The sequence below is a fragment of the Litoreibacter meonggei genome, from assembly GCF_003663885.1.
Taxonomy (GTDB): Bacteria; Pseudomonadota; Alphaproteobacteria; order Rhodobacterales; family Rhodobacteraceae; genus Litoreibacter; species Litoreibacter meonggei.
Map to the genome: position 1 here is coordinate 316,333 of NZ_RCCE01000005.1, position 24,358 is coordinate 340,690.

Sequence of the window (24,358 nt, forward strand, 5' to 3'; positions counted from 1 at the left end):
TGTGAATGTTCCGGTTTCTAGAAAATCTGGTGGACCCCTACGGGCCCTATGACGAGGTGGACGCCCCGCCGCGCAAGCTGTGGCCGTTCCTGAAGTCATACTCACAGCCGTTCAAAAAGGTGTTCATCTGGGCCGCCGTCTTGTCGCTGGTGGTGGCCGTGGTCGAAGTCGGGTTGATCTACTACATGGGCCGCGTCGTGGACGTGATGTCGAGCGGCGAACCTGCGCAGGTGTTGGAGCAATACGGGCTGGAGCTGATCCTTGTCGCCCTGTTCATTCTGTTCATCCGCCCGCTGATCCAAGCGGCGGATGTGGGCATCCTGAACAACGCAATCCTGCCGAACTATGGCACGCTGTTCCGCTGGCGCGCGCACAAACACGTGCTGCGGCAATCGGTGGGCTGGTTCGAGAACGACTTCGCCGGACGCATCGCCAACCGCATCATGCAAGCACCCCCCGCTGCGGGCGAAGCGGTGTTTCAGGTGTTCGACGCGATCACCTTCTCGCTGGCATATATCATCGGCGCGTTCATCCTGCTGAGCGACGCGGACCCGCAACTGGCTATCCCGTTGGTGCTGTGGATGGTGCTTTACGCGTGTTTGGTGTCGTGGACGATGAAGCGAGTCGGGCCTGCCTCGAAGGCGTCGTCGGACGCGCGGTCGATGACGACGGGGCGTGTGGTGGACAGCTACAGCAACATCCACTCGGTCAAGCTGTTCGCGCATCATGACGGCGAAGTGCAATTCGCCAAGGAAGCCATCGAGAAAGCCCGCCAGACCTTCGCCCGCGAGATGCGAATTTTCACCATCATGGACGTGATGCTGGTGACGCTGAACGGACTGCTGATCGTCGGCGTCGTTGGCTGGGCGATCTGGCTTTGGGCGCAAGGCAGCGCATCCGTGGGCGCGGTGGCAGCGGCAACGGCGCTGACCTTGCGGCTGAACGCGATGACCGGCTGGATCATGTGGGCGCTGTCGTCGTTTTTCCGCTCGCTTGGCGTTGTGTCCGAAGGGATGGAGACGATTGCGCAGCCGATTACACTGGTGGACGCGCCGGATGCGAAGCCGCTGGAGTTGAGCGACGGTGTGGTAGAATTCAACGCGCTGACACACCATTACGGGCGCGACAAGGGCGGGCTTGAGAGCCTGTCTCTGCGCATTGGTGCGGGGGAGAAGGTCGGGCTGATCGGTCGCTCCGGCGCGGGGAAATCGACCTTGGTGAAACTGCTGCTGCGGTTTTACGACCCCGAAGGTGGGCGGATCGAGATTGACGGGCAGGACATCACGAAGGTGACGCAAAACAGCCTGCGGCATGTGACGGGAATGGTCAGTCAGGACAGCTCTTTGATGCACCGCTCGGTTCGCGACAACATCCTGTATGGGCGCCCCGATGCGTCGGAGGCCGAGATGATCGAGGCCGCGAAGCGCGCCGAGGCGCATGAGTTTATTCTGGACCTGAGCGACCCTGAAGGGCGCAAGGGTTACGACGCCCATGTCGGCGAGCGTGGGGTGAAGCTGTCCGGTGGGCAGCGGCAACGGATCGGGCTGGCGCGAGTGATCCTGAAGGACGCGCCGATACTGGTGCTGGACGAAGCGACGAGTGCGCTGGACAGTGAGGTGGAAGCGGCCATTCAGGACACGCTTTATGGCGTGATGGAAGGGAAAACCGTCATTGCTATCGCCCACCGTCTGAGCACAATTGCGCATATGGATCGGATCGTAGTTTTGGACGACGGCAAGATTGCCGAGGAAGGTACCCACGCCGCGCTTTTGGCGAAGGGCGGGCTATATGCAGGATTCTGGGCGCGTCAGTCGGGCGGGTTCCTGAATACGGATGCGGCGGAATGACGGGATTTTTTAGTAGATTATTCGAACCGGTGCTGACCCGTTTGGGCGACAGTATCGACCCGTTCCGCGAGGCCGAGACCGCGCCGCCCCGCACCCTATGGGCGTTTTGTAAATGGTGTCTTGCGGGGTCGTGGCCGGTGCTTTTGTTAGCCTCGGTCTTTTCGGCGCTGGCTGGCACGATGGAGGCCGTCACGGCCATGTTGCTGGGCTGGGTCATCGACGCGGTCTCGGTCACAGGGCCAGAGGGGTTCTTTGCGCAGAACTGGACGCTGATCGCGCTGTTCGTGGGCTTTTTCCTGATCGTCCGGCCGGTGTCCTTCGGGGTGAGCGCGGCCTTCAACGGCATCGTGGTACCGCCGAACGTCTACCCGCTGATCCAAAGCCGCCTGCACCGCTGGACGCTGGGCCATTCGGTCGACTATTTCGACAACGACTTCGCGGGACGCATCGCGCAAAAGCAGATGCAGACGGCCCGCGCGCTGACCGAAGTGACGGCGGAGGCGATCAACGTCGTGGCCTTTGCGTTGGCGTCGATCATGGGCTCGGTCCTGCTGCTGGGTACGATCAGCGGCTGGGTCGCGTTGGCGCTGGCGGTTTGGCTGGCAGGCTACATCCTGATGATCCGCTGGTTCATGCCGCGTATCCGCAAGCGGGCGGCAGCGCGGGCGGGCGCGCGCACCATGGTGACGGGGCAGGTGGTCGACACGATCACCAACATCAAGACGGTGAAGCTGTTCGGCCATTCACAATTCGAGGACGAATCCGCCCTGAACGCCATGTCTGTGCTGCGCGACCGCGCGTTGGAATTCGGCCGCCTGTCCACCGGTTTCCGCTTTGCCTTGATGGCGGCGGCGGGGGTTTTGCCGGTGCTGCTGATCGGCGGCACAGTGATGTTATGGCAGTCGGGGATTGCCACGACCGGCGACATCGCGGCGGCGGGGGCAATCTCCATCCGCATCGCGCAGATGACGGGCTGGGTCAGTTTCTCGCTGATGGCGATGTATGCCAATGTCGGCGAGGTGGAGGACGGGATGCGCACGTTGACCCCGCCTCACGCCTTGCTGGACGCGGAGGAAGCGACGCCGTTGCAGGTGTCGTCGGCGGAGGTCGAGTTCGACCACGTCACATTTCGCTATGGCCGCGAGGCGGGGGGGATCGACAACGTCTCCTTGCTGATCCCGTCAGGGCAGAAACTGGGGCTGGTGGGCGCATCCGGCGCGGGCAAATCAACCTTGGTGAGCTTGCTGCTCAGGCTCTATGACACCGAAACCGGTGCCGTGCGGATCGACGGGCAGAACGTGTCGGAAGTGACGCAGGAAAGCCTGCGCCAGAGCATCGGGATGGTCACGCAGGAAACCGCGATGTTCAACCGCTCCGCCCGCGACAATCTGATGTATGGCCGCCCAGACGCGACCGAGAAGCAGATGATCGCCGCCGCCAAGCGGGCCGAAGCGCACGACTTCATTCTGGAGCTTGAGGACCACAAAGGGCGCAAAGGCTACGACGCGCATCTAGGTGAGCGGGGCGTGAAGCTGTCAGGCGGGCAACGTCAACGGGTAGCACTCGCGCGGGCTTTGCTGAAAAACGCGCCGGTTCTGGTGCTGGACGAGGCGACGAGTGCGCTGGACAGCGAGGTGGAAGCTTCCATCCAACACGCGCTGGAACGCGCGATGGAAGGCAAGACGGTGATCGCCATCGCCCACCGGCTTAGCACGATTGCGCGAATGGACCGGATCGTGGTGCTGGAAGAAGGCCGCATCGTCGAGGACGGCACCCATGCGGAACTGCTGGCGCAGGACGGACGTTACGCGGGCTACTGGCGGCGGCAGTCCGGCGGGTTTATAGGCATTGCAGAAGCAGCCGAGTAAACGCCCATGACACAGACCATTCTACGACTGAACCACAAGGGCGAAGGCGTGCCAGACGCGGGCGCCCCGATCCCGCGCGTGTTGCCGGATGAGGTGGTAGAGGACGGGCGCATCGTGACGCCTTCTGTTGCGCGGGTGGCGGCCCCTTGCCGACATTTCAAAAGCTGCGGCGGCTGCGCGATGCAGCATGCCAGCGATGATTTCGTGGCGGAGTGGAAGACGGATGTGATCCGGCTGGGGCTTTCCGCCCGGGGGATCGAGACGGATATACGGCCTATTCTAACCTCGCCCGCGCAATCGCGTCGCCGTGCGACGTTGCACGGGCGGCGGACCAAGAAGGGCGCGATGGTCGGGTTTTTCGGGCGCGGCTCTGACGCGCTGATCGAGGTGCCGGATTGCAAGTTGCTGGACCCCGCTTTGATTGCGGCGTTTCCAGTTTTGGAAGAACTGACCGTCGCTGCGGCTTCGCGGAAAAGCACTGTCGGGCTGGTCGTGACCTTGTCGGAAGGGGGTCTGGATGTGGATATCCGTGACGCCAAGCCGTTGGAGCCGCAGGGCATTCTGGAAATGGCAGCCTTGGCGGAGCGGCACAAACTGGCACGGCTGAGTTGGGACGGGGAAGCCGTGGCGACCCGCGAACCACCGATGCAGAGTTTCGGCAAAGGCAAGGTCGCGCCGCCGCCCGGTGCGTTTTTGCAAGCGACAGCGCATGGGCAGGCGGCGTTGTTGGCCTGCGTTCAGGAGGCCTTGGGGGATGCCAAACAGGTCGTGGATCTGTTCGCGGGTTGCGGCACGTTTACCCTGCCTGCCGCCGAAAAGGCAGAGGTCTGGGCGCTGGAAGGCGAGGCCGCGCTGATTGACGCTTTGGATGCTGGATGGCGCAAGGCCGTGGGGTTGAAGAAAGTGAAGTCCGAGACGCGCGACCTGTTCCGCCGCCCCGTATTGCCGCAGGAATTGCGCAAGACGGATGCAGTGATCATTGACCCGCCGCGTGCGGGGGCGGAGGCGCAAACGATCGAATTGGCGCAGAGCAGTGTGAAACGGATTGCAGCGGTGTCGTGCAACCCGATCTCGTTCGCGCGGGACGCGGAAATCCTGATCGCAGGCGGATATCACCTTGATTGGGTGCAACCGGTGGACCAATTCCGCTGGTCCTCGCATGTGGAACTTGCGGCGCAGTTCAGCAAACCCCATATGGGCTGAAACCCATAGACCGGAGCCTTCATGTCCCTGCGCGCCCGCACGCAAGCCATCCTTGACCGCCCACTGACCAGAAACTTCATTCTGGGCGTGATCCTGTTCAACGCGATCATTCTAGGGCTGGAAACGGTGGAGCCTGTGATGGCTGTCGCAGGACCGTTGATCTTGGCGTTGGACATGATCTGCCTTGCGGTTTTCGTGGTGGAGATTGCCGCCAAGCTGTTCGCACAACGGGGGCAATTCTTCCGCAAAGGCTGGAACCTGTTCGACTTCGTGATCGTCGGGATCGCGCTGGTCCCCGGCTCCGGCGCGTTCTCTGTGCTGCGGGCGTTGCGCGTGTTGCGGCTGTTGCGGGTGCTGTCGGTCGCCCCCTCCATGCGCCGCGTGGTCGAAGGGCTGGTGACCGCCCTGCCCGGCATGGCGTCGGTCTTCTTGCTGATGGCGTTGCTGTTCTATATCGGCGCGGTGGTCTCGACCAAGCTGTTCGGCGCGGCCTTCCCCGACTGGTTCGGGACGCTGGGCCTGTCGGGCTACACGCTGTTCCAGATCATGACGCTGGAGAGCTGGTCCATGGGCATCGTGCGCCCCGTCATGGAGGTCTACCCCTACGCGTGGGTGTTCTTCTTGCCGTTCATTCTGGTGACGACATTTGCGGTCGTGAACCTGTTGGTGGGCCTGATCGTAAACTCGATGCAGAACGCCCATTCGGAGGAAGAGCACGCCGCGACGGACAGCTATCGCGACGACGTCATGGCACGGTTGAACGAAATCGAACGGCTCATCAAAGCCCGCAACTAAGCGCGGCGGGTGGCCATGTCCGCGATGCCCAAAGTTTCAAGCACCTTGGTTTCGATCTGGGGCGCGTTCATGGCGGCGGCGGCGTACATGTCGGAGGGGCTGGCCTGGTCGATAAAGATATCGGGCAGGACCATGGAGCGGTATTTCAGACCTCTGTCGAACACGCCGTTCTCGGCCAGCAACTGCGCCACGTGAGAGCCGAAGCCGCCGATGGCGCCTTCCTCGATGGTGATCAGCGCCTCGTGGTTGCGGGCAAGGTTCAGGATCGCGTCCTCGTCCAGCGGCTTGGCGAAACGGGCGTCGACCACGGTGGGGGTGATCCCCTTGGCGGCAAGGTTTTCGGCGGCTTTCATCACCTCTGACAGGCGAGTGCCGAAAGACAGGAGGGCGACGCGGTTGCCCTCTTGGATCAGGCGGGATTTGCCGATCTCTAATATCTGGCCCTTCTCGGGCATCTCGACGCCGACGCCTTCACCACGCGGGTAGCGGAACGCGATGGGGCCGTCATCGTAGGCCACGGCGGTGGCGGTCATGTGGACAAGCTCGGCCTCGTCGGCGGCGGCCATCACGACCATGCCAGGGAGGTTCGCCATGAAGGCGATATCGAAGCTGCCTGCGTGCGTTGCCCCATCAGCCCCAACCAGACCAGCACGGTCGATGGGGAAGCGGACGGGCAGGCGTTGCAGGGCGACGTCGTGGACGACTTGGTCGTAGCCGCGTTGCAGGAAGGTCGAATAGATCGCGCAGAACGGCTTCATTCCGCCCGCCGCGAGACCGGCGGCGAAGGTGACGGCGTGTTGCTCCGCGATGCCCACGTCGAAGGTGCGGGACGGGTAGCGTTCGGCCATTAGGCCAAGGCCCGTACCGTCGGGCATGGCAGCAGTGACGGCGACGATTTTCGAGTCCTCAGCGGCGTGATCCACCAGCGCCTTGCCAAACACGGAGGTGTAGCTGGGCGCGTTGGAGGGGGTTTTCTTTTGCTTGCCGGTGACGAAGTCGAACTTGGCGGTGGCGTGGCCGCCATCAGCGGCGTTTTCGGCGGGGGCGTAGCCTTTGCCTTTGGTGGTGATCGCGTGGATCAGCACGGGACCGTCGGCGCGGGATTTGACGGTGCGCAGGACGGCGAGCAGTTGTTCCATGTCGTGGCCGTCGATTGGGCCGACATAGGAAAAGCCGAGTTCTTCAAATAAGGTACCGCCGACGGTTGCGGCTTTGAGCAGCTCCTTGGCGCGGCGGGCCCCCTCTTGGAAGGGAGGCGGCAACAAGGAAACAGCACCTTTGGCGGCAGCTTTGAATTCTTGGAACGGCGCGCCTGCGTAGAGGCGGGACAGGTAGGACGACATGGCACCTGTGGGCGGTGCTATGGACATTTCGTTGTCGTTGAGGATGACAATCATGCGCTTGCCAAGGTGGCCCGCGTTGTTCATCGCCTCGTAGGCCATGCCAGCGCTGATGGAACCGTCGCCGATTACGGCGATGCAGTCGCCGATGCCATGCTCCGGCGCGCCACCAAGATCGCGGGCGACGGCCATGCCAAGGGCGGCGGAAATGGAGGTGGACGAATGCGCCGCACCGAAGGGATCATAGGGCGACTCGGAGCGTTTGGTGAAGCCGGACAGCCCGTCCTTCTGGCGGATCGTACACATCTGGTCGCGGCGTCCGGTGACGATTTTATGCGGATAGCACTGGTGCGATACGTCCCAGATCAAACGGTCTTTCGGAGCCTCGAACACGGCGTGAATCGCGACGGTCAGCTCGATAACACCAAGCCCCGCACCAAGATGTCCACCGGTCTGCGAGACCGCGTAGACAGTTTCCAACCGCAACTCATACGCGAGCTGCGTCAGCTCGGCGTCGGACATGCCCTTCATGTCAGCGGGGGTTTTGACCCGATCCAGGAGGGGCGTCTGCGGTCTATCGCTCATCTGCGTTGTCCTTCACGTGTCGCGGTCAACTACGAACCGCGCCGCTGCTTTTAGGTTGTCCGCCGCGTCACCGTAAGGGGAAAGGGCGTCGCAGGCTTGCACGACCAACTCGTTCGCGCGGGCCTTTGCGCCCTCCATACCAAGGAGTGACACGAATGTCGCCTTTCCGGCGTCAGCATCTTTTTGCAGGCGTTTTCCTGCTTTTTCCGCGCAGCCTTCGATATCCAAGATGTCATCGGCGATCTGGAAAGCAAGGCCAAGCGCTTGGGCATATTGGCGCAGCGGGGCTGGATCGGCCTCAGCAAGGATCGCGCCTGCCTGCCCTGACCACTCGATCAATGCGCCGGTTTTGCCCGCTTGCAGGCGCGTGATTTGCTTTAGCGTTAAGGGTTTTTCAGCGGACTCGGCGGCAATATCGAGCGCTTGGCCCAGCACCATGCCCTGCGCGCCAGCGGCTTTCGCCATCGACGAGATCAGCGCGAGGCGAACTTCGGCATAGGCGTCCATATTCGACAGCAGCTCAAAGGCCAGTGTTTGCAATGCGTCGCCGGTGAGGACGGCGGTTGCTTCGTCCCATTGGACGTGGACGGTCGGCACGCCACGACGCAAATCGTCGTTGTCCATGCAAGGCAGGTCGTCGTGGACGAGGCTGTAGGCGTGGATCATTTCAATCGCGGCAGCGGCCTGATCGGCCATTTCGGGCGCAACGTCATGCAAGCGCGCGCTTTCCATCACCAAGAACGCCCTGAGCCGTTTGCCACCAGTACAAGTGTAGCGCATGGCGTCTGCGATGACGCCGTCCAGAGGCCGCATCGCCTCGTTCAGCGCCGCTTGCACACGGGTTTGCGCGTCGGTTAAAGCGTCTTGGAACACGGGATTTACAGGCCTTCGACTGGCGTGGTTCCTGTGGCTTGGCCGTCACTGCCAAGGGTGATCTGGGCCACTTTTTCTTCGGCCTCTTTTAGTTTGGCCTCGCAGCGTTTCTTCAGCTCCGCACCGCGCTCATACAGCTTGATGCTGTCGTCGAGTGGCACGTCGCCGCGTTCCAGTTGGCCCACGACTTGCTCCAGCTCGGCCATGGCCTGCTCGAAGCTCATTTCGTCTACTTTTGTGTCAGCCATGGGTGCCTCGCTTGATCAATACTTCCAGATGCGCGCGCGTAGACGCGGCGAGGGCATCAAGATCATATCCGCCTTCCAGAGTCGAGACGACGCGGCCTTCGCAATGCGTATCGGCAACATCGCACAAGGCTTGCGTCGCCCACGCGAAATCGGCCTCGTCCCAGTTCAGGTTGGCCAGCGGATCATTGCGGTGCGCGTCGAAGCCTGCTGAAATCAACAGGAGTTGCGGCTTGAAGTCGTTGAGGGCGGGGATAACCATGCGCTCGTAGGCTTTGCGAAGCTCCGCGCCGCCGGAATTTGCCTGTAGCGGGATGTTAAGGATGTTACCTGACGCCCCCGTTTCATGAGCGGCACCAGAGCCGGGGTAAAGCGGCATCTGGTGGCTGGAGATGAACAGCGTGCGCGGCTCGTCCCAGAGCAGGTCTTGTGTGCCGTTGCCGTGGTGGACGTCGAAATCGACGATGGCGACGCGCTCCAGCCCGTGGGCATCCAGCGCGTGTTTGGCGGCGATGGCGATATTGCCGAACAGGCAGAACCCCATCGGTGTTTGCTTTTCGGCATGGTGACCCGGCGGGCGCATGGCGGCGAAGGCGTTTTGAACCTCGCCGCCCAGTACCATGTCGACGGCCTTGGTCATGGCCCCGACACCGCGATAGGCGGCTTTGAGTGAACCAGCCGACATATGTGTGTCAGCATCAAGCGAGATAGAGCCGGACGCGGGTGCCGCAGCCTTTACCGCGTCGATATGGGCCTGCGGGTGAACCCGCAGAATCGCCTCATCCGTGCCTATAGGGGCATCGAGCCGCTGCACACCACTTAGGTCCATCGCATCCAGCGCGGAATAAATCGCCATAAGCCGGTCGACCCGTTCGGGATGCCCCGTCGGCGTGATGTGGTTCAGGCAATCGGAATGGGTCAGCAGAGCGGTCGTCATTGGTTTTCCTTAGTCTGGCGCAAGCATGTAGCCGGAGCCGCGCACCGTTTGAAGGTAGCGGGGTTGTTTGGGGTCGGCCTCGATCTTACGACGCAGGCGGGTGATTTGAACGTCCACCGCGCGTTCCTGTGCTTGGCCTCGGTCACGGCCCAGATCTTCGACCAGTTTGACGCGGGAGACCGGCTCCCCCGGACAGGCCGAGAAAATCTTCATCAATTGCACCTCGGTTGCGGTTAGGCGGATTAGATCTTCCCCGCGCCACATCTCCCCGCGCTCGATGTCATAGCGGATGTCACCCAAGGACAGGGATTTCGGGGCCTCAACGAGGTCTTCGGTTTGGGGCACGCGACGCAGGATCGCGTTGATCCGAAGCAGCAATTCCTTCGGCTCGAACGGCTTGGGCAGATAGTCGTCCGCCCCTGCCTCCAGCCCGGAAATCCGGTCGCTGCTTTCTCCTTTGGCAGTCAATAGCAGGATCGGGGTGTCACGCGTTTGACGCAGCTCTTTAGTGAAAGTGATACCGTCATCGCCCGGCATCATCACGTCCAGCACGATCAGGTCGAAATCCAGCCCCTCTAACAACCGACGCGCGTGGTCTGCATCGCGCGCGGAGGTGGTAAAGAACCCGTTGCGGCTTAGGAACTGCTGGATGAGTTTGCGGATACGTTCATCGTCATCAACGATAAGTAAATGAGCGTCGTTTTGGGACAAGGCCACTTATGAGCCCTCCTTAAATGTCTGAAAATGCCGGCGCATTTCAGGGTCCATGATTTGCTCAAGCACTTGGCGAAAGCCTGCAACTGCGTCTGGCCCGGCGTCACGATAGGCTGCACGCATACGGCCGCGCTGCGCCTCTGATAACTCTTTTTCCAACTCCTGGCCTGTTTCGGTCAAGAAGAGGTGGCGTTCGCGGCGATCTTGCTTGCCGATGCGGCTTTCGACAAGGCCGTCTTCGATCAACGCCCTTAGCACGCGGTTTAGCGATTGCTTGGTCACGCCCAGAATATCGAGCAGGTTGTTCACCGTGTTGCCGGGACTGCGCTTGATGAAGTGGATCGCGCGGTGATGCGCGCGGCCATAGGCATATTCTTGCAAAATGCGGTCAGGATCGGCGGTAAAGCCGCGATAGGCAAAGAACATCGCCTCAATGCCACGCCGCAACTGGTCGTCGGTCAAAAACAACAGGCTTTCCCCGCTGATAGGCGCTTGACCCGTCCCTCGATCTGACATGCGGCTACTCCCTGACGTCTTCTTGCTGGGGATCAGTTTATGTCAGCCTTGTTGACTTTCCAAGTATCGAATGGTAGCGAATCGCCAGTTTAGTGAAATATTATGTCCGAAACGGGCCTTTCACACGCAACAAATGAAAAAGGATGAAGCAATGGCTGGTGGATATGACGATCGTGACGGCGTCATCTGGATGGATGGCAAGCTGGTGGACTGGCGTAGCGCCAACGTCCACATCCTGACCCACGGGCTGCATTACGCGTCCTCTGTGTTCGAAGGCGAGCGCTGCTATAACGGCAAAATTTTCGAAAGCCGCAAGCATTCTGAGCGCCTGCTCTATTCGGGCGAGCAGCTGGACATGCCGATCCCCTACACCGTGGACGAGATCGAAGCGGCCAAATACGAAGTATTGAAAGCCAACAACCTGACCGACGCCTACGTGCGCGTGGTGTGCTGGCGCGGCGCAGGTGAAGACATGGGTGTCGCATCCGCCAAAAACCCCGTGCGCATGGCCGTGGCCGCGTGGGAATGGGGTGCCTATTACGGGGACGCCAAGATGAAAGGCGCGAAGCTGGACATCTCCAAGTGGAAACGCCCCTCGCCCGAAACCATCCCGTGCTTTGCCAAGGCGTCCGGTCTCTACATGATCTGCACCATGTCCAAGCACGCGGCAGAGGCCAAAGGCTGTTCAGACGCGATGATGTTCGACTATCGCGGCTATGTGGCCGAGGCGACGGGCGCGAACATGTTTTTCGTGAAGGACGGCGAGGTGCATACACCGAAGCCCGACTGCTTCTTGAACGGCATCACCCGCCAGACTGTTGTGGGCATGTTGAAAGACCGCCAGATTACCGTTCACGAGCGGCACATTATGCCCGAAGAGCTGGAAGGTTTTGAGCAGTGCTGGCTCACGGGTACGGCTGCCGAAGTGACACCCGTAGGGTCCATCGGTGACTACAACTTTGAGGTCGGCGCAATCGCGCGCGATATCGCGGAAGGCTACGAGAAGCTGGTTCGGGTTTAATAGGTGTGGATAATTTCACTTTGTTCTCAGTTTGTTTCCAATGTTTTCCACAGAGCCTAAACTCTTGATTTGACTCACAGAATCGATTCTGATTCAAAGATGTAGCTACAGTTGGGCTTCATTCGCACAACATATAGGGGTGATGAGTTTTTCATCGCCCCTATTTAGCTTAAAAAATCCAACGCATATATGGGCTTAGTTCTGTCAACTACTAAATGTTGTAGGTACAGCAAATTGTTGTGTTGACGCTACACTAGCCAAACACGTATTTTTTAATTGGTTCGGCCCAACTGTAGCAAGCTAACGCTGGACCATTTTTGTAACCAAAAATGGAGGCCAAAATGGCTAACCAAATTGACTGTATCGAAAAACAAGACCGCTATGATCCATCTGAGGCAATTGTCTCAGTGGGTGGACGGAATGCTGACGGCACGAGGTGGAGCATCTCTCAGAAGGAAGCGATCCAGCGGATCAAGTCCAGACAGAATGAGTTCTACGTCTCAAAAAATGGGCACCGTGTGAATGTGCTGGTGGCGACGAGCCGCTTCGGAAATGAATACATCAAGACCGAAAACGATGATCACGAACCAAACAACCTACTTGAGCTTCAGAGCTGTAGGGTTGCTGCATAATTCCAAAGAGCGAGGGTACCCTTTCTGTTTAGCATGAATCTGCGTAGCTAAGCCTTAATCCCGCGCTCTATTCTGGAATACTGCTGAGGCCGTACCGAATCTTTCGGTGCGGCCTTTTTGCGGCGTTGCAGCGCGAGAGTTGCGGAGCTTGGCAAGTCTTTGAGTTGCAAGGCAAATGCGTAGCGTGCTCCGGCCTTGGCGGACGATGGGGATGGCTTGTCGAGGACGTGTCTCATGCAAGTGTCTCCTTTTGGTTGTCGGATCACCCTAGCACAAATTTCCGCGGAATTGGAGGTCTGGAATACCCGACATCGCCAAAGCCGCGGCTAGAGCAGGCCCTGAACAAGATCCACACCTTGCCAAATCAGCGCCCGAACTTGCGGGAATGCTACGAAGACAACGGCCAGAACTTGCAACCAAACGATCAGATTTAGCTGGCGCGCGAAGGGTTGCTTCACCGTCTTGTGGCGTAATCGACGTTGGGCGAGCTTAGCCGCCGGAGTGCCCCCGACAGCGGACCACAACAGCAGATTGGATTCGCTGACCCGCCGACCACGGGCACGGGAGCGGCGCTTGTCGAATGCGAACAGGATGTAGGTCAGCAGGTTGACCAAACCCAAATAAGCGGCGGCGATCGCCAAAGGCAGCAGGGAATCTGGCATGCTATCCTTGAGGCGTCATGGCTTTGCGGGCTTGCTTGCGGTCTTTGCCCAGCTTGCCTTCGCGCCAGATGATCAAAATGCCGGCGCAAACGATCAGCGCGATGCCGATGAGCATCACGCCCGTCGGCACTTCGGCGAAAACGAAGTAACCGATACCAAGGGCGAGCAGGATCGAGAAATACTCGAACGGGGCCACCACGGAGGCGGCAGCGTAGCGGTAGCTGGACGTCAGGAATATCTGACCGATTCCGCCACACAAACCCGCCCCAATCAGCGCCGCAGCCTCGGGGCCGGTGGGCCAGACCCAGCCGAAAGGAAGCGTCAGAATGGACAAGCTGGATGCCGTGACCGCGAACCAGAACACAATGGCCGAGGTCGGCTCTGACATAGTCAGTTTGCGCACGAAAACATGCGCCAAGCCTGCCATGACCGCTGATCCGAAGGCGAGGATCGCACCGATGGCCAGATAAGGATCAGTTGCGCCATCCGAGAAGGCCGTCAGGCGGGGTGACATAATAATCAAGACACCGACCATACCCAGCGCCACGGCGGTCAGGCGAAAGGCGCGCACCTTTTCGCCCAAGAACATGGCCGCGAAAATGACCACCAAAACCGGCTGCGCGTATTGGATGGCTTTGACCTCGGACAACGGGAGCAGGCCCAACGCCGCGAACCCCATGGACATCGCTGTGACCCCAACGAGACCACGCCAAAAATGTCCCAACGGGTTGTCGGTTTTCAATCCCGTGCGCAATTCCCCTCGCAACGCGATCCAGCCCAGAATGATCGGCAACCCGAAGAAGGAGCGGAAAAAGACCGTCTCGCCCGGTGGAACGCGGACGGAAGCGATTTTTATCAGCGTCGCCATCGCCATAAAGAAAAACACCGCCCCCAGCTTGGACAGAATTGCGACTGCCGTGTTCGGCTTGGGCGCAGGGGTTACCATCTAAAGGAACACCCTCTCCACCGCCCAGTAAGCCCCAATGATCGCGATGAACACGGACGCCGGGATAGAGATGCGGGCGCGGTACCACGGCTTGTTGCCGAACCAATATCCCACGGCCAAGAAGGCCAACGCAATAACCGTAAGCTGGCCGACTTCAACCCCGACGTTGAAACCGATAAGCCCCGCCACGAAGCGGCCCGGCGCGAGGCCGAATTCCCCCAAGACGGATGCGAAACCCATGCCATGCAACAGTCCGAAGGCGAAAATCACGATGGGCCGCCACCATGTAATGCGGCTTGTGAAGATGTTCTCAACCGCGACGTAGACAATGGACGCCGCGATAAGCGGCTCCACGATGGCCGGATTGACCGAGACGTAGCCAAGGCTCGCCAGCGCCAACGTAATCGTGTGCGCTATGGTAAAAACGGTGATTTGTGTAATCAGCGGACGCAGACGCAGTGACAGGAAGAACAGGCCCAAGACGAACAGGATATGGTCAAGACCCTTGGGAATGATGTGGTCGAAGCCGACAGCGATATAGCGCAGGAAGACCGATACGGTACTCTCGGTAGCGGAGCCTGTCCGAGGCAAATGCTCGCTGAGCACGCCGTTTTCCAAGTAGCCCGCATAGGCGTCGTCGCCGCTCTCAGCTTGGCGGACGATTATCGGGCCATTGGCTGCCTGCCAACCGGCGCGCACATCGCTACCGTCATTCGGCAACACCCCGGTTAACGTCACTGTCGTATCACGTGGCAGCTCCACATTCGGCTGGTCGACGACCTCGACGTTGACCAACTCCAAAGCAATGGGAGCGTCGCCAGCCAAGACCTTAAATCCTTGGGAAATGTCGGGCCATGCTGTCTGAAACCGCGATGATAGCTCGCTGGAAGGCAATGCACGCAGCGCATCGTATTGCTCCGCCTCTGGTGCCTCGTTGGTATCTTGCAGGCCCTCTAGATCAATACCGGCAATCAAGGACTCTGCGGTCATGCGGATCGTCAACTCGACCTTGTCGTCACTCAAAGTTACATCGGCAATTGCAGGCCTGATCTCATGAGCCGCCAAAAGGGACGTCATTGTGAACAGCCCCAGCATTGACATCACACCCAGTTGCACCAGCATGTGTTTTAACTTTTCTGAAGGAAATGCCATGTCGCCTCGTCGTATTAGCACCGCAGTCGCTTTGATCTTGTGGGCGGCCAACGCGCACGCCCACGAATTCTGGATTTCTCCCGAGACCTACGTGACCCCGAAAGGCGGCGAGGTTCAAGCCCAACTTCGGGTGGGTCAGGAATTTGGCGGGGCGTCCTATGCCTTCAACCCCAATCGGTTCGAACGCTTCGATCTGGTGATCGGCGATCAAGTCATCCCCGTTGACGGAAGGCTTGGGGATACGCCCGCCTTAAACATGCCCGCGCCTGCCGAGGGCTTGATCACCATCGTGCATGAAACCGGTGACAATCTGCTCAGCTATAAAGGTATGGAGAAGTTCACGAAATTCGCCAAGCACAAGGATTTCGAATGGGCGGTTCAGCGCCATGCGGAGCGCGGATTGCCAACCGAGCGCTTCATGGAACGCTATCGCCGTTACGCCAAAAGCCTAGTTGCGGTGGGTGACGGCGCGGGGGCCGATCGCGAAGTTGGAATGAAAACCGAGATCGTTGCGCTGGCCAACCCATACACCGATCAGTTGGATATGTTCCCTGTGAAGGTCCTGCTGGACGGTAAACCAAGGGCAGACGCGCAAATCGAGCTTTTTGACAAAGACCCTGAAGGTGAGGTCACGATCACACTGCATCGCACCAATTCGGAAGGCATCGGCACATTTCCTATTCAGGACCGCCATGAGTATTTGGTGGACGCCGTAGTGCTACTACCGTTGGACGCCGGCGATCCAACCAAGTTTCCTGTCTGGGTATCGGCATGGGCGTCGCTGACGTTCAAGGTTCCTGATTGGTAGATTGATCCCACGAAAATCAAAACCCCCGGCCTGACAACCAGACCGGGGGCTCTTATTTGTGTAGCACCCGACACGGCGATCTGGGTGGGGGCTGATCACACCGCATCGGGCTTGAGTTAACACTCGCTACAAGGTGTGTATCGGCGGTAACTGCGGCGTCATCGGGGACGAGGCGTGGTCATGCTCGGGTCATCGCGCGGCTTTTTGAAGGCAAAGCTTGATTTGAAACGAAACGCGGCCCACGATATCACCATGAACCAAAATGCGCCGATCCCATTTCGCCCAAGCCAATTTGACAAGGTTGCGTTTCAGCGGCGTGAGTTGGGGGATATTCTGACGGTCTATGGTCGTATGGTTGCTGCCGGTGAATGGCGAGACTACGGCATCTCAATGCAAAAGGAGGTGGCCGTGTTCTCGATCTTTCGACGCGCGGCGGAACATCCCATTTACCGGATAGAAAAACGGCCCAAACTGGCCACAAAACAGCAGACCTATGCTGTAATAGGCATGGACGGGCGCATTCTGAAACGCGGGGCGGATCTTCGGCAGGTTCTACGTGTGCTTGAGAAAAAGTTGATCCGCTCGGTCGACTAGAGTCGCTTGACCGAAGTTACCGACCCGTCGCCCGCAGCCTTGATCCGAACTATTGCGTCAGACAACGGCTCGTAGGCCACGGCCATATGATAAGCGTTCGCGTGCAAGATCATATCGTCGCCCGACACCAGCGCCACATGGCCTTTCCAGAAGACCAAATCACCACGCTGCGCGTTCTCTAGCGCCACGGTTTGGCCCAGTGCCGCCTCCTGCATGTCACTGTCGCGGGGGCAGTCCATCCCGCAGCTACGCCACGCGATTTGGACAAGACCAGAGCAATCAATGCCGTGCCGCGTTCCACCACCCCATAGATACGGCGCGCCCAAGTAAAGGCCCGCGACTGATACCGGATCGTTCATGCGTTGCTCAATCGGAAGCAGGTGCATCGTTGGGACATAGGAGCCGTTGGAAAGACGGGACCACGTTCCCTCCTCCTCCGTCACCTGCACTTCGGAGGCAAGGTAAAGCGCGCCAGTATTCATCAGCTTCATATTCGGGCCGGGGTACATATGCGTGCAAGGCACCGAAACCCAATGGCTGGCCTTGCAGGGCTGGCTGAGCCGGCTTTCGCGAACATAGCCGCAATATCCGTCATGCTGCGTTTGTCCGAATGCAAAGCCGTCGCGGCGTTCCAGCACTTTGAACAGGTCGCCGTAGATAAGTTGCGATGTGCGTCGCCCATCGGGTTCACCGGTGATGTCCGCGAAAGCAGTATCGCATTGGGTGACTTCCCCGTCGGTATAGAGCGGGGCGTCCACCTCTCCTTTGAGATAACCGGCGGCGACGCGACTATTGGCAGGCGTAAGTCGTTTGTCGCGGGTCATAGGTTCAGCGCCTTTGGTAGCGATGCAAGAATGGCGCGGGCGCCCATTCCGACACCACCTTTAGGGCGACCCGGGGCCGCAGTCGGTTGCCAGCCATAGATGTCAAAATGCGCAAAACGTGGCGTGTTGGTCACGAAACGGCGCAAAAAAAGAGCCGCGGTAATCGTACCTGCGAACCCGCCCTTCGGCGCGTTGTCGAGGTCGGCAATGCCCGGTTCGATCAATCGCTCGTAAGGGTCATGAAACGGCAACTCCCAGACCGGATCGCACACTTGGCGCGCGCCTTCGCGCAACGCATCAGCAAATAGGACATCACCCGTGAAGAAGGGTGAAATATCAGGGCCAACCGCGACGCGGGCTGCCCCAGTCAGCGTGGCCATGCAAATCATCAAATCAGGCGGTGTTTCATCTGCAAGCGCCAATGCGTCGGCAAGAACCAAGCGGCCCTCGGCGTCTGTGTTGTTAATTTCAACCGTCAGACCCTTTCGGGAGGTCAGAATGTCTTGCGGGCGGTAAGCATTGCCGTCGATGGAGTTCTCAACCGCGGGAATCAGAACCCGCAATTGCAGCTTCAAATCCAGCGCCATGATCATATGGGCCAAGCCTAACACTGTTGCACTGCCGCCCATGTCTTTCTTCATCAGCCCCATCGACGCGCCCGGCTTGATGTTGAGCCCGCCTGTGTCGAAGCATACACCCTTCCCGACAAGCACCAGCGTAGGGCCCCCGGTGCCCCAGGTTATGTCGATCAACCGGGGTGGCGTTGCGGAGGCGCGACCGACGGTGTGGATCATCGGAAAGTTCTGCTCCAGCAGCGCATCACCTGTTACCACATTGATTTTTGCGCCATGCGATTTTGCCAGCGCGCGCGCTGCGGCTTCCAGCTTGTCCGGCCCCATGTCAGAGGCGGGTGTATTGATAAGATCACGGGTAAGAGCCTCACCGGCAGCGATGGCTTCGATGCGATCTCTGTCCACCCCGTCGGGGCAAACGAGCCGTGCATCGTGAGGCGGCTGGGTGCGGTAGGTTTCAAACGTATATTGCGATAGCAACCAGCCCAGCGCGTGCTCGTCCAACTCTTTTGCCGTGTGCTCACTCGTGATTTGGTACGTTCCGGCGGGCAACTTTGTCGCGACAGACGCCATTGCAAAGCGCTCTCGGGCCTGCGATTTGGCATCGCCCAACCCTGCCAAGGCCATCGCGATAGCCCCGCCCGCACCCGGAACGGTACAGACCGCACCCGCGTTTGCTTTGAAGCCCTGTGCTTCGACCCAGACGCGAACATCGTCCGATTGGGTATCCAGCCAGCCGCCTAGCGCGTCTGCACCCAACGCCCAAAGCGGAACCGCGCCATCATTGGCATCGGCGAAATTTAGCCTCGTGTGATCTTGCATGATGTTTGCCCTGCTGCTGCATGCTCAGCCTACTGCTTGCGACGCAATCCGCAAGTATAGGCAAGGCCATCCTCTGCGCCTAAGCCGGAAATTCTTGCATATCCCCCACAGCACTAAGCGACCGGTCCGCAATCCGCTGCAACCTATTGAGCGTTGCGGCCAGCGAAACCCCCTCGCGCAAACGGCCACAGGTCGCCACATCATCTGCCACACGGGAAAACGTCGTCATCCCGATATTATCTGCGGTTCTAACCAGATGGTCGGCCTGACACGTCAGAATATCCATGTTTTGCGCGATATACGCATTTTCGATCTCGATCATGCCTTTTACCAAGTCTTCCATGGCATTGGTGATCAGCGTTTCTGCGCGCATCTCTCCCATGGAGACACACAGTTCCACCAAACGGTCAGGATCCACCCGTACCGGTTCCCGCATTTCAAGTTTTAAAACGTCTTGCATACTGCACCCCAAATTTCATGCCCCCACAAAGCACGGGCTGACCATCGGGCCAGAAGCTGAACAATGTCTTTCCCTTCCTGCGAGTTTTCCCTCGAATTTCACGTCAATTGTCCTTAGTTATGGTCCAAACTTTCAGAGGGACCCCATGAGTCAGTCAAAACCCCTACCGTCCTACCTGATCACCCGCTATCACGGCTGGAAGGCGACCACCTATGCCGACAACGAGCCTTGGTATCGCAATCTGGCAACCAACGGGCAAAACCCGCGGGCCATGGTGATTTCATGCTGCGACAGCCGCGTGCATGTAACCTCCATCTTTGGTGCAGAGCAGGGCGAGTTCTTCATCCACCGCAATATCGCCAACCTTGTGCCGCCATATAATCCGGATGGCGAGTATCACGGCACCTCAGCCGCCATTGAATACGCGGTGGGTGCGCTCAAAGTCGCTCATATCATCGTGCTGGGGCATTCCAATTGTGGCGGCGTCAACGGCTGTCATGACATGTGTTCCGGCCATGCGCCCGAGCTGGAAGAAAAGACCAGCTTTATCGGACGCTGGATGGACATTTTGCGCCCCGGATACGAGCGCGTGAAAGACATTGAGGACGAGACGGAGCGCCGCCGCGCCCTGGAAAAAGAAGCGGTATTGGTATCCTTGGAAAACCTTGCGGGCTTTCCGTTCATCGCCGCCGCGATGGACCAAGGCCTGCTAAGCCTCCACGGCCTGTGGACAGACATTGGCGAAGGCGGGCTGGAGCACTACGTGTCGGGGACTGGGTTCGCCCCGGTTTAGACCCTAACCCGCCGGAGGACCCAAATGGGCGACGTGCTATCACTGGCAGCTGACAACTTGCTGTCCCCTCTGATCTTGTTCTTCGTCTTGGGGGTTCTTGCGGCATTCGCGCGATCCGACCTGACCATCCCCGAAGCCGCCGCGAAGGCGTTGTCGATTTACCTGCTGTTTGCCATTGGCTTCAAGGGTGGCGCATCGGTTGCCGCGCATGGTGTGGACGCTGGCCTGATCCTGTCATTGGTTGCCGGCGGTGTGCTGTCCGCCGCAATCCCTTTCGTCGCATTCGCTCTTTTGCGGGTAATGACGCAACTCAGCACCACCGACGCCGCCGCCGTCGCCGGCCACTACGGCTCCATCTCTATCGTGACATTTGTGGCCTGCTCCACGGCTTTGACCGGACGCGGCCTAGACCCCGAGGGATACATGGTCGCCGTCGCAGCCATCATGGAAGCCCCAGCGATCCTATCCGCCCTGTGGCTGGTATCGCGCAAGGCGGGTGGCAGCCAGATGGACAGCGGGTTGTGGCGGGAAATACTGTTGAACGGCTCCATCGTGCTGCTGATTGGCAGCTTCGTGATTGGCGCGATCACGGGCAAAGAGGGGCTGGAGAAAATCGCCAGCTTCATCGTCTCGCCGTTTCAGGGCGTTTTGTGTCTATTCCTGCTGGATATGGGCCTTGTTGCGGGGCGTGGGCTGCGTGACAGCGGCAAATATTTGACCCCCGGCGTGTTCGCTTTCGGCATGCTGATGCCTTTGGTCGGTAGCTGTTTCGGCCTTGCGGCCGGAATGCTGCTGGGACTGTCCACCGGTGGTGTTGCGCTGTTCATGACCCTGTGTGCATCGGCCAGCTACATCGCGGTGCCAGCGGCCATGCGTGTGGCGTTGCCCGAGGCCAACCCGTCCATCTACCTGACGCTATCCTTGGGGATTACCTTCCCTTTCAACCTGACCCTCGGCATCCCGACCTATATCGCGATTGCCAGCCAAGTAACCGGAGGATGACCCATGCAAACCCATGACGCCAAACGCGTGGTGATCACCATCGAAGCCGTAATGGAAAGCCGCCTGACCGACGCCCTGCAAACGGCGGACGTGACGGGCTATTCCATCCTGCCAGTGCTTGGCGGCTCGGGCCGATCCGGCCCATGGAGCCGTGAGGGACAAGTCAGCCGTGCGGGCGGCATGGTGCAGGTCATTTGCATCGTGCATCCCGACAGGCTGGATAAGCTGCTCGACGCGGCCTTCGCGGTGGTCGAGCGGCATATCGGCATTGTCACCGTGACCGACTGTCAGGTGCTGCGGGCGGAACGATTTTAGGTCAGGGCTGCCAGAACAACTGCTGCCCTTCGGGCCAGTCCATATCGACATTCACGCGCACAGTTTTTGTCTCGCCCGGACCGACGTCGAGATTCCAGACGGACACACCGCGCTTCTGCTCGAAGTCACGCTCGTCCGGTGACGGTCGGGCGCTGACGGAAATGCTGAGGTCTTCCTGCTCCGCATAGGGCAGCGCGAAGATTGTCTGAACCTGCTCTGTTGTGGCCAAAAGGTTCTCCACCGAGAATTCCATCTGCTGCACGCGGGTGCTGCTGGAGGTCAGGAAGCCACGGTCGCCAGTGTCGTTGTCGAGCAATTTATACTCGAGCCGCAAGCCTTCGAGGGTGCCGAAGGAGACCTCCGCCTTGTCGCCTGCGGGGACCAGCGGCAGGGCGCTGCGTCCGACGAATACGCCATCACGGAACACGGACATTTGGCCCGGCAGGAACGGTTCCTGCGTGGAGTTGGTGAACTCCGCCATCAGGAACGCGGTTTTGTCGAAGCGAGGTGCTGCGCGGTTGAACTCGCGGGCGTCGAAAGTGAAGTCATCTAAGGCAAGAATCAACTCGCCGCCGCCCGTCGCAAGACTGACAGGCTCGGGATATTCGTAGGTGACAGACAGGCCGTCTATGACCGCTTGGGCGCGGGGGGCCGCAAGAGTCGGCTCTGGAGCGAGATCTTCGCGGGCCAGTTCGCTGTATTCGGCCTGTGGCGCTGATCTGACCGACCCATACCCCGCCTTCCCCTTGGCCTGAATGAACGCCTGAGATGGATACGGCTCCGTCGGATTGACCTGCGCGAAGGGGTTCGCTGTGGACAAAATTAGGTCGACATCGGACCACAACTCGCCCGTGGACTGCTGCATGACGACCTTACGCTCCATCGCGACGGTAGCGTCGTCGCCACGGGTCAGGTTCAGGTCGTAATCCGCCCGCCAGCCTGCGTTATAACTCAGAGTATCCAATGTCAGATTGACCGGGCCCGCGCTTGCGGCCTCGACCGACAATGCCAGCATGGTTACAGAGCCCGTTGGCGGGGACAAACGGCGTAAGTCCAGTTCGGCTTGTGCGAGGGCCTTCTTGGCCTCGTCACGGGCTTTTTCGTCTTCGCGCAAAGCGACTGAGGCGGCATATTGCTGGGTCCATGCTTTCGCCAGTTCATCCGCAACCATGTCGCTTGCCGCGCGCATGGCCTCGGCATCGGTCCCTGTCAGTGAAGCACCGGTTAGCGAGCGAAGATACGCGTTCTTCGCGCCTTGCGCTTCGACGGAAGCTTGGCCGCGCACGACAATGTCTTCCAACGCCTGCAAGGCATTCTTGGTGGCCTCGACACGCTCGGACGCGGCGGTTTGCTCGGGCGAGTAAGCCGCTTTCGGGTCACTCAAGAAATCGTTCAAAACCTCCATCGCGCCAATTGCAACGCCATCCGGCGCGCTCACGCGAGGCGGGCCGTCGCTGCTGCCAGCCTGATAGGGAACCAGTATCCGGTGTTTGCCTTGCGGCAGGTCAGCCGCAATGACCCGCGTGACCGTCGCACCTTGCGGATAGACGGTGACGGAAGTGACGGGCGCAACCAACTGAAAGTCCTCGGCGTAAGCAGCGGAAGACAACAGGGCGGCGGATAGGGCAAGGGAGCGGAGCATAGAAAAAGGGCCTCAAATCAATTGATCTGAGGCCCAATGTTTCGTGTCAGGAGAGGCTTTGCAAGCCTAGCCTTTTTTCAAGCACCGCGTGCCCAGCGTTTCGGCGATTTGCACAGCATTCAGCGCGGCACCCTTGCGCAGGTTGTCGCTGACGCACCATAGGTTGATACCGTTGTCGATGGTGCTGTCCTGACGGATGCGGGAGATGAAGGTCGCAAAATCGCCGACGCATTCAACGGGCGTGACGTAGCCACCGTCTTCACGCTTGTCGATCACCATGACGCCGGGGGCTTCGCGCAGGATGTCGCGAGCCTCGTCTTCGTCCAAATGGTCTTCGAACTCGATGTTGATCGACTCGGCGTGACCCACGAAAACCGGAACGCGGACACAAGTCGCGGTGACCTTGATGTCCTTGTCGACGATTTTCTTGGTTTCAACGACCATCTTCCACTCTTCTTTGGTGGAGCCGTCCTCCATAAACGTGTCGATATGCGGGATCACGTTGAACGCAATCTGCTTGGTAAACTTGCTTGGTGGTTTGTTATCGACGGGGTTGTAGATCGACTTGGTTTGATCCCACAGCTCGTCGATGGCTTCTTTGCCTGCACCGGAAACCGACTGGTAGGTGGAGACGACAACGCGCTTGATCCGCGCACGGTCATGCAACGGCTTTAGCGCCACGACCATCTGCGCGGTTGAGCAGTTGGGGTTGGCGATGATGTTCTTCTTGGAATAGCCCATCACGGCCTCGGGGTTCACTTCCGGAACCACCAACGGCACGTCAGGGTCGTAGCGGTAGAGCGACGAGTTATCGATCACCACACAGCCAGCTTTGGCAGCGATAGGCGCATACTTTTTCGTGGCCTCGGAGCCCACCGCGAACAGCGCGATGTCCCAGCCGGTAAAGTCGAAGGTATCAAGGTCTTTGGTTTTCAGGGTTTTCTCGCCGAAGGAAACTTCGGTGCCGATCGAGCGACGGGAGGCCAGAACCTCGATTGTGTCCACTGGGAACTGACGTTCATCCAGAATGTTCAGCATCTCGCGACCCACGTTGCCCGTGGCGCCTACGACGACGATTTTGTAACCCATGATCCCTTTGATCCTTCTATAGGTCTTGTTTCAGACGGGGCCTGATACTCCTTTGAGGGCCAATGGGAAAGGCCCATGTTGCCCCAGCCTTGCCGCGCTGC

General features: G+C 59.6%; 26 protein-coding genes. 11 read left to right on the plus strand and 15 right to left on the minus strand.

Features of this window, described 5'->3' with window-relative positions; translation table 11 throughout:
• The first annotated feature begins 5 nt into the window (after nt 1-5).
• From BCF46_RS15595 to BCF46_RS15610, 4 genes are read left to right on the plus strand one after another with little or no spacing between them, the layout of a single operon-like run.
• A complete protein-coding gene (locus BCF46_RS15595; protein WP_121026333.1) occupies nt 6-1,847 on the plus strand; it encodes an ABC transporter ATP-binding protein in 1,842 nt (613 codons plus the stop codon).
• A complete protein-coding gene (locus BCF46_RS15600; protein ID WP_121026336.1) occupies nt 1,844-3,715 on the plus strand; it encodes an ABC transporter ATP-binding protein in 1,872 nt (623 codons plus the stop codon). The genes BCF46_RS15595 and BCF46_RS15600 overlap by 4 nt, the downstream gene beginning before the upstream one ends.
• Nucleotides 3,716-3,721: 6 nt before the next feature.
• Nucleotides 3,722-4,918, plus strand: a complete 1,197-nt coding sequence (locus BCF46_RS15605) for a class I SAM-dependent RNA methyltransferase (RefSeq protein ID WP_121026339.1) — start codon at nt 3,722-3,724, stop codon at nt 4,916-4,918.
• A 21-nt stretch (nt 4,919-4,939) separates the two neighbouring features.
• Nucleotides 4,940-5,713: an ion transporter gene (locus tag BCF46_RS15610; protein WP_121026343.1), complete on the plus strand. Its 774-nt coding sequence runs from the start codon at nt 4,940-4,942 to the stop codon at nt 5,711-5,713.
• On the opposite strand, the gene dxs is transcribed toward BCF46_RS15610, so the two are convergent.
• Genes dxs through BCF46_RS15640 form a run of 6 tightly spaced genes read right to left on the minus strand, consistent with a single transcriptional unit; the run spans nt 5,710 to nt 10,923 of the window.
• A complete protein-coding gene (gene dxs, locus BCF46_RS15615; protein ID WP_121026345.1) occupies nt 5,710-7,638 on the minus strand; it encodes a 1-deoxy-D-xylulose-5-phosphate synthase in 1,929 nt (642 codons plus the stop codon). The two genes, BCF46_RS15610 and dxs, sit on opposite strands and share 4 nt — an antisense overlap.
• A gap of 12 nt (nt 7,639-7,650) precedes the next feature.
• Complete coding sequence (locus tag BCF46_RS15620) at nt 7,651-8,511, minus strand: polyprenyl synthetase family protein (protein ID WP_342768437.1); 861 nt, start codon at nt 8,509-8,511, stop codon at nt 7,651-7,653.
• 5 nt (nt 8,512-8,516) lie between these two features.
• Entirely contained in the window at nt 8,517-8,759 is a 243-nt protein-coding gene (locus BCF46_RS15625) for an exodeoxyribonuclease VII small subunit (protein WP_121026348.1), read from the minus strand.
• Nucleotides 8,752-9,693 (minus strand): histone deacetylase family protein, encoded by a 942-nt coding sequence (locus BCF46_RS15630; protein WP_121026352.1) that lies wholly within the window; start codon nt 9,691-9,693, stop codon nt 8,752-8,754. Before BCF46_RS15630 ends, BCF46_RS15625 begins: the two co-directional genes overlap by 8 nt.
• Before the next feature lie 9 nt (nt 9,694-9,702).
• Nucleotides 9,703-10,404 carry a response regulator gene (locus BCF46_RS15635; protein ID WP_121026631.1) on the minus strand — a complete coding sequence of 234 codons (702 nt, stop codon included), beginning with the start codon at nt 10,402-10,404 and terminating at the stop codon, nt 9,703-9,705.
• Nucleotides 10,405-10,410: 6 nt separating this feature from the next.
• Nucleotides 10,411-10,923 (minus strand): MarR family winged helix-turn-helix transcriptional regulator, encoded by a 513-nt coding sequence (locus BCF46_RS15640; protein WP_121026355.1) that lies wholly within the window; start codon nt 10,921-10,923, stop codon nt 10,411-10,413.
• A 151-nt stretch (nt 10,924-11,074) separates the two neighbouring features.
• Between BCF46_RS15640 and BCF46_RS15645 the strand changes: the two genes are divergently transcribed.
• Together BCF46_RS15645 and BCF46_RS15650 are read left to right on the plus strand one after the other, a co-directional pair.
• Complete coding sequence (locus BCF46_RS15645; protein ID WP_121026358.1) at nt 11,075-11,944, plus strand: branched-chain amino acid aminotransferase; 870 nt, start codon at nt 11,075-11,077, stop codon at nt 11,942-11,944.
• 341 nt (nt 11,945-12,285) lie between these two features.
• Complete coding sequence (locus tag BCF46_RS15650; RefSeq protein ID WP_170157954.1) at nt 12,286-12,576, plus strand: DUF3892 domain-containing protein; 291 nt, start codon at nt 12,286-12,288, stop codon at nt 12,574-12,576.
• A gap of 47 nt (nt 12,577-12,623) precedes the next feature.
• On the opposite strand, the gene BCF46_RS15655 is transcribed toward BCF46_RS15650, so the two are convergent.
• From BCF46_RS15655 to BCF46_RS15670, 4 genes are all read right to left on the minus strand, one after another.
• Nucleotides 12,624-12,812: a hypothetical protein gene (locus BCF46_RS15655; protein WP_121026364.1), complete on the minus strand. Its 189-nt coding sequence runs from the start codon at nt 12,810-12,812 to the stop codon at nt 12,624-12,626.
• A 90-nt stretch (nt 12,813-12,902) separates the two neighbouring features.
• Nucleotides 12,903-13,238 carry a DUF1294 domain-containing protein gene (locus tag BCF46_RS15660; protein WP_121026366.1) on the minus strand — a complete coding sequence of 112 codons (336 nt, stop codon included), beginning with the start codon at nt 13,236-13,238 and terminating at the stop codon, nt 12,903-12,905.
• Nucleotide 13,239: 1 nt separating this feature from the next.
• Complete coding sequence (locus BCF46_RS15665) at nt 13,240-14,184, minus strand: DMT family transporter (protein ID WP_121026369.1); 945 nt, start codon at nt 14,182-14,184, stop codon at nt 13,240-13,242.
• Complete coding sequence (locus BCF46_RS15670; RefSeq protein WP_245990183.1) at nt 14,185-15,336, minus strand: HupE/UreJ family protein; 1,152 nt, start codon at nt 15,334-15,336, stop codon at nt 14,185-14,187.
• On the opposite strand from BCF46_RS15670, the gene BCF46_RS15675 reads away from it, so the two are divergent.
• The gene (locus BCF46_RS15675; protein ID WP_121026374.1) at nt 15,335-16,144 is read left to right on the plus strand and encodes a DUF4198 domain-containing protein; all 810 of its coding nucleotides are present in this window, start codon (nt 15,335-15,337) and stop codon (nt 16,142-16,144) included. The genes BCF46_RS15670 and BCF46_RS15675 overlap by 2 nt on opposite strands.
• 252 nt (nt 16,145-16,396) lie before the next feature.
• Nucleotides 16,397-16,738: a DUF2794 domain-containing protein gene (locus BCF46_RS15680; RefSeq protein WP_121026637.1), complete on the plus strand. Its 342-nt coding sequence runs from the start codon at nt 16,397-16,399 to the stop codon at nt 16,736-16,738.
• Here the strand turns inward: BCF46_RS15680 and BCF46_RS15685 are convergent.
• The 3 genes from BCF46_RS15685 to BCF46_RS15695 all read right to left on the minus strand — a co-directional run bounded on the left by BCF46_RS15685 (nt 16,735) and on the right by BCF46_RS15695 (nt 19,416).
• Complete coding sequence (locus tag BCF46_RS15685) at nt 16,735-17,562, minus strand: C40 family peptidase (protein ID WP_121026377.1); 828 nt, start codon at nt 17,560-17,562, stop codon at nt 16,735-16,737. The genes BCF46_RS15680 and BCF46_RS15685 overlap by 4 nt on opposite strands.
• Nucleotides 17,559-18,956: a leucyl aminopeptidase family protein gene (locus BCF46_RS15690; RefSeq protein ID WP_121026380.1), complete on the minus strand. Its 1,398-nt coding sequence runs from the start codon at nt 18,954-18,956 to the stop codon at nt 17,559-17,561. Before BCF46_RS15690 ends, BCF46_RS15685 begins: the two co-directional genes overlap by 4 nt.
• 79 nt (nt 18,957-19,035) lie before the next feature.
• Nucleotides 19,036-19,416 carry a hypothetical protein gene (locus BCF46_RS15695; RefSeq protein ID WP_121026384.1) on the minus strand — a complete coding sequence of 127 codons (381 nt, stop codon included), beginning with the start codon at nt 19,414-19,416 and terminating at the stop codon, nt 19,036-19,038.
• Between the two features lie 145 nt (nt 19,417-19,561).
• Between BCF46_RS15695 and BCF46_RS15700 the strand changes: the two genes are divergently transcribed.
• The 3 genes from BCF46_RS15700 to BCF46_RS15710 are packed head-to-tail and all read left to right on the plus strand — an operon-like array spanning nt 19,562 to nt 21,526.
• The gene (locus BCF46_RS15700) at nt 19,562-20,209 is read left to right on the plus strand and encodes a carbonic anhydrase (RefSeq protein WP_121026386.1); all 648 of its coding nucleotides are present in this window, start codon (nt 19,562-19,564) and stop codon (nt 20,207-20,209) included.
• A gap of 24 nt (nt 20,210-20,233) precedes the next feature.
• Nucleotides 20,234-21,211, plus strand: a complete 978-nt coding sequence (locus BCF46_RS15705; RefSeq protein WP_121026389.1) for a sodium-dependent bicarbonate transport family permease — start codon at nt 20,234-20,236, stop codon at nt 21,209-21,211.
• Nucleotides 21,212-21,214: 3 nt separating this feature from the next.
• Nucleotides 21,215-21,526: a P-II family nitrogen regulator gene (locus BCF46_RS15710; protein ID WP_121026392.1), complete on the plus strand. Its 312-nt coding sequence runs from the start codon at nt 21,215-21,217 to the stop codon at nt 21,524-21,526.
• Nucleotide 21,527: 1 nt separating this feature from the next.
• Here BCF46_RS15710 and BCF46_RS15715 read toward each other — a convergent pair whose 3' ends face one another.
• Nucleotides 21,528-23,168: a DUF4139 domain-containing protein gene (locus BCF46_RS15715; RefSeq protein ID WP_121026395.1), complete on the minus strand. Its 1,641-nt coding sequence runs from the start codon at nt 23,166-23,168 to the stop codon at nt 21,528-21,530.
• A gap of 66 nt (nt 23,169-23,234) precedes the next feature.
• Complete coding sequence (locus tag BCF46_RS15720) at nt 23,235-24,257, minus strand: aspartate-semialdehyde dehydrogenase (RefSeq protein WP_121026398.1); 1,023 nt, start codon at nt 24,255-24,257, stop codon at nt 23,235-23,237.
• Nucleotides 24,258-24,358 lie beyond the last annotated feature (101 nt).

Excerpts from the sequence above, each read along its gene's own strand:
- BCF46_RS15595 (WP_121026333.1), top strand. The coding sequence starts at position 6 with ATGTTCCGGTTTCTAGAAAATCTGGTGGACCCCTACGGGCCCTATGAC.
- BCF46_RS15600 (WP_121026336.1), top strand. The coding sequence starts at position 1,844 with ATGACGGGATTTTTTAGTAGATTATTCGAACCGGTGCTGACCCGTTTG.
- BCF46_RS15605 (WP_121026339.1), top strand. The coding sequence starts at position 3,722 with ATGACACAGACCATTCTACGACTGAACCACAAGGGCGAAGGCGTGCCA.
- BCF46_RS15610 (WP_121026343.1), top strand. The coding sequence starts at position 4,940 with ATGTCCCTGCGCGCCCGCACGCAAGCCATCCTTGACCGCCCACTGACC.
- dxs (WP_121026345.1), bottom strand. The coding sequence starts at position 7,638 with ATGAGCGATAGACCGCAGACGCCCCTCCTGGATCGGGTCAAAACCCCC.
- BCF46_RS15625 (WP_121026348.1), bottom strand. The coding sequence starts at position 8,759 with ATGGCTGACACAAAAGTAGACGAAATGAGCTTCGAGCAGGCCATGGCC.
- BCF46_RS15630 (WP_121026352.1), bottom strand. The coding sequence starts at position 9,693 with ATGACGACCGCTCTGCTGACCCATTCCGATTGCCTGAACCACATCACG.
- BCF46_RS15640 (WP_121026355.1), bottom strand. The coding sequence starts at position 10,923 with ATGTCAGATCGAGGGACGGGTCAAGCGCCTATCAGCGGGGAAAGCCTG.
- BCF46_RS15645 (WP_121026358.1), top strand. The coding sequence starts at position 11,075 with ATGGCTGGTGGATATGACGATCGTGACGGCGTCATCTGGATGGATGGC.
- BCF46_RS15650 (WP_170157954.1), top strand. The coding sequence starts at position 12,286 with ATGGCTAACCAAATTGACTGTATCGAAAAACAAGACCGCTATGATCCA.
- BCF46_RS15655 (WP_121026364.1), bottom strand. The coding sequence starts at position 12,812 with ATGAGACACGTCCTCGACAAGCCATCCCCATCGTCCGCCAAGGCCGGA.
- BCF46_RS15660 (WP_121026366.1), bottom strand. The coding sequence starts at position 13,238 with ATGCCAGATTCCCTGCTGCCTTTGGCGATCGCCGCCGCTTATTTGGGT.
- BCF46_RS15665 (WP_121026369.1), bottom strand. The coding sequence starts at position 14,184 with ATGGTAACCCCTGCGCCCAAGCCGAACACGGCAGTCGCAATTCTGTCC.
- BCF46_RS15675 (WP_121026374.1), top strand. The coding sequence starts at position 15,335 with ATGTCGCCTCGTCGTATTAGCACCGCAGTCGCTTTGATCTTGTGGGCG.
- BCF46_RS15670 (WP_245990183.1), bottom strand. The coding sequence starts at position 15,336 with ATGGCATTTCCTTCAGAAAAGTTAAAACACATGCTGGTGCAACTGGGT.
- BCF46_RS15680 (WP_121026637.1), top strand. The coding sequence starts at position 16,397 with ATGAACCAAAATGCGCCGATCCCATTTCGCCCAAGCCAATTTGACAAG.
- BCF46_RS15685 (WP_121026377.1), bottom strand. The coding sequence starts at position 17,562 with ATGACCCGCGACAAACGACTTACGCCTGCCAATAGTCGCGTCGCCGCC.
- BCF46_RS15690 (WP_121026380.1), bottom strand. The coding sequence starts at position 18,956 with ATGCAAGATCACACGAGGCTAAATTTCGCCGATGCCAATGATGGCGCG.
- BCF46_RS15695 (WP_121026384.1), bottom strand. The coding sequence starts at position 19,416 with ATGCAAGACGTTTTAAAACTTGAAATGCGGGAACCGGTACGGGTGGAT.
- BCF46_RS15700 (WP_121026386.1), top strand. The coding sequence starts at position 19,562 with ATGAGTCAGTCAAAACCCCTACCGTCCTACCTGATCACCCGCTATCAC.
- BCF46_RS15705 (WP_121026389.1), top strand. The coding sequence starts at position 20,234 with ATGGGCGACGTGCTATCACTGGCAGCTGACAACTTGCTGTCCCCTCTG.
- BCF46_RS15710 (WP_121026392.1), top strand. The coding sequence starts at position 21,215 with ATGCAAACCCATGACGCCAAACGCGTGGTGATCACCATCGAAGCCGTA.
- BCF46_RS15715 (WP_121026395.1), bottom strand. The coding sequence starts at position 23,168 with ATGCTCCGCTCCCTTGCCCTATCCGCCGCCCTGTTGTCTTCCGCTGCT.
- BCF46_RS15720 (WP_121026398.1), bottom strand. The coding sequence starts at position 24,257 with ATGGGTTACAAAATCGTCGTCGTAGGCGCCACGGGCAACGTGGGTCGC.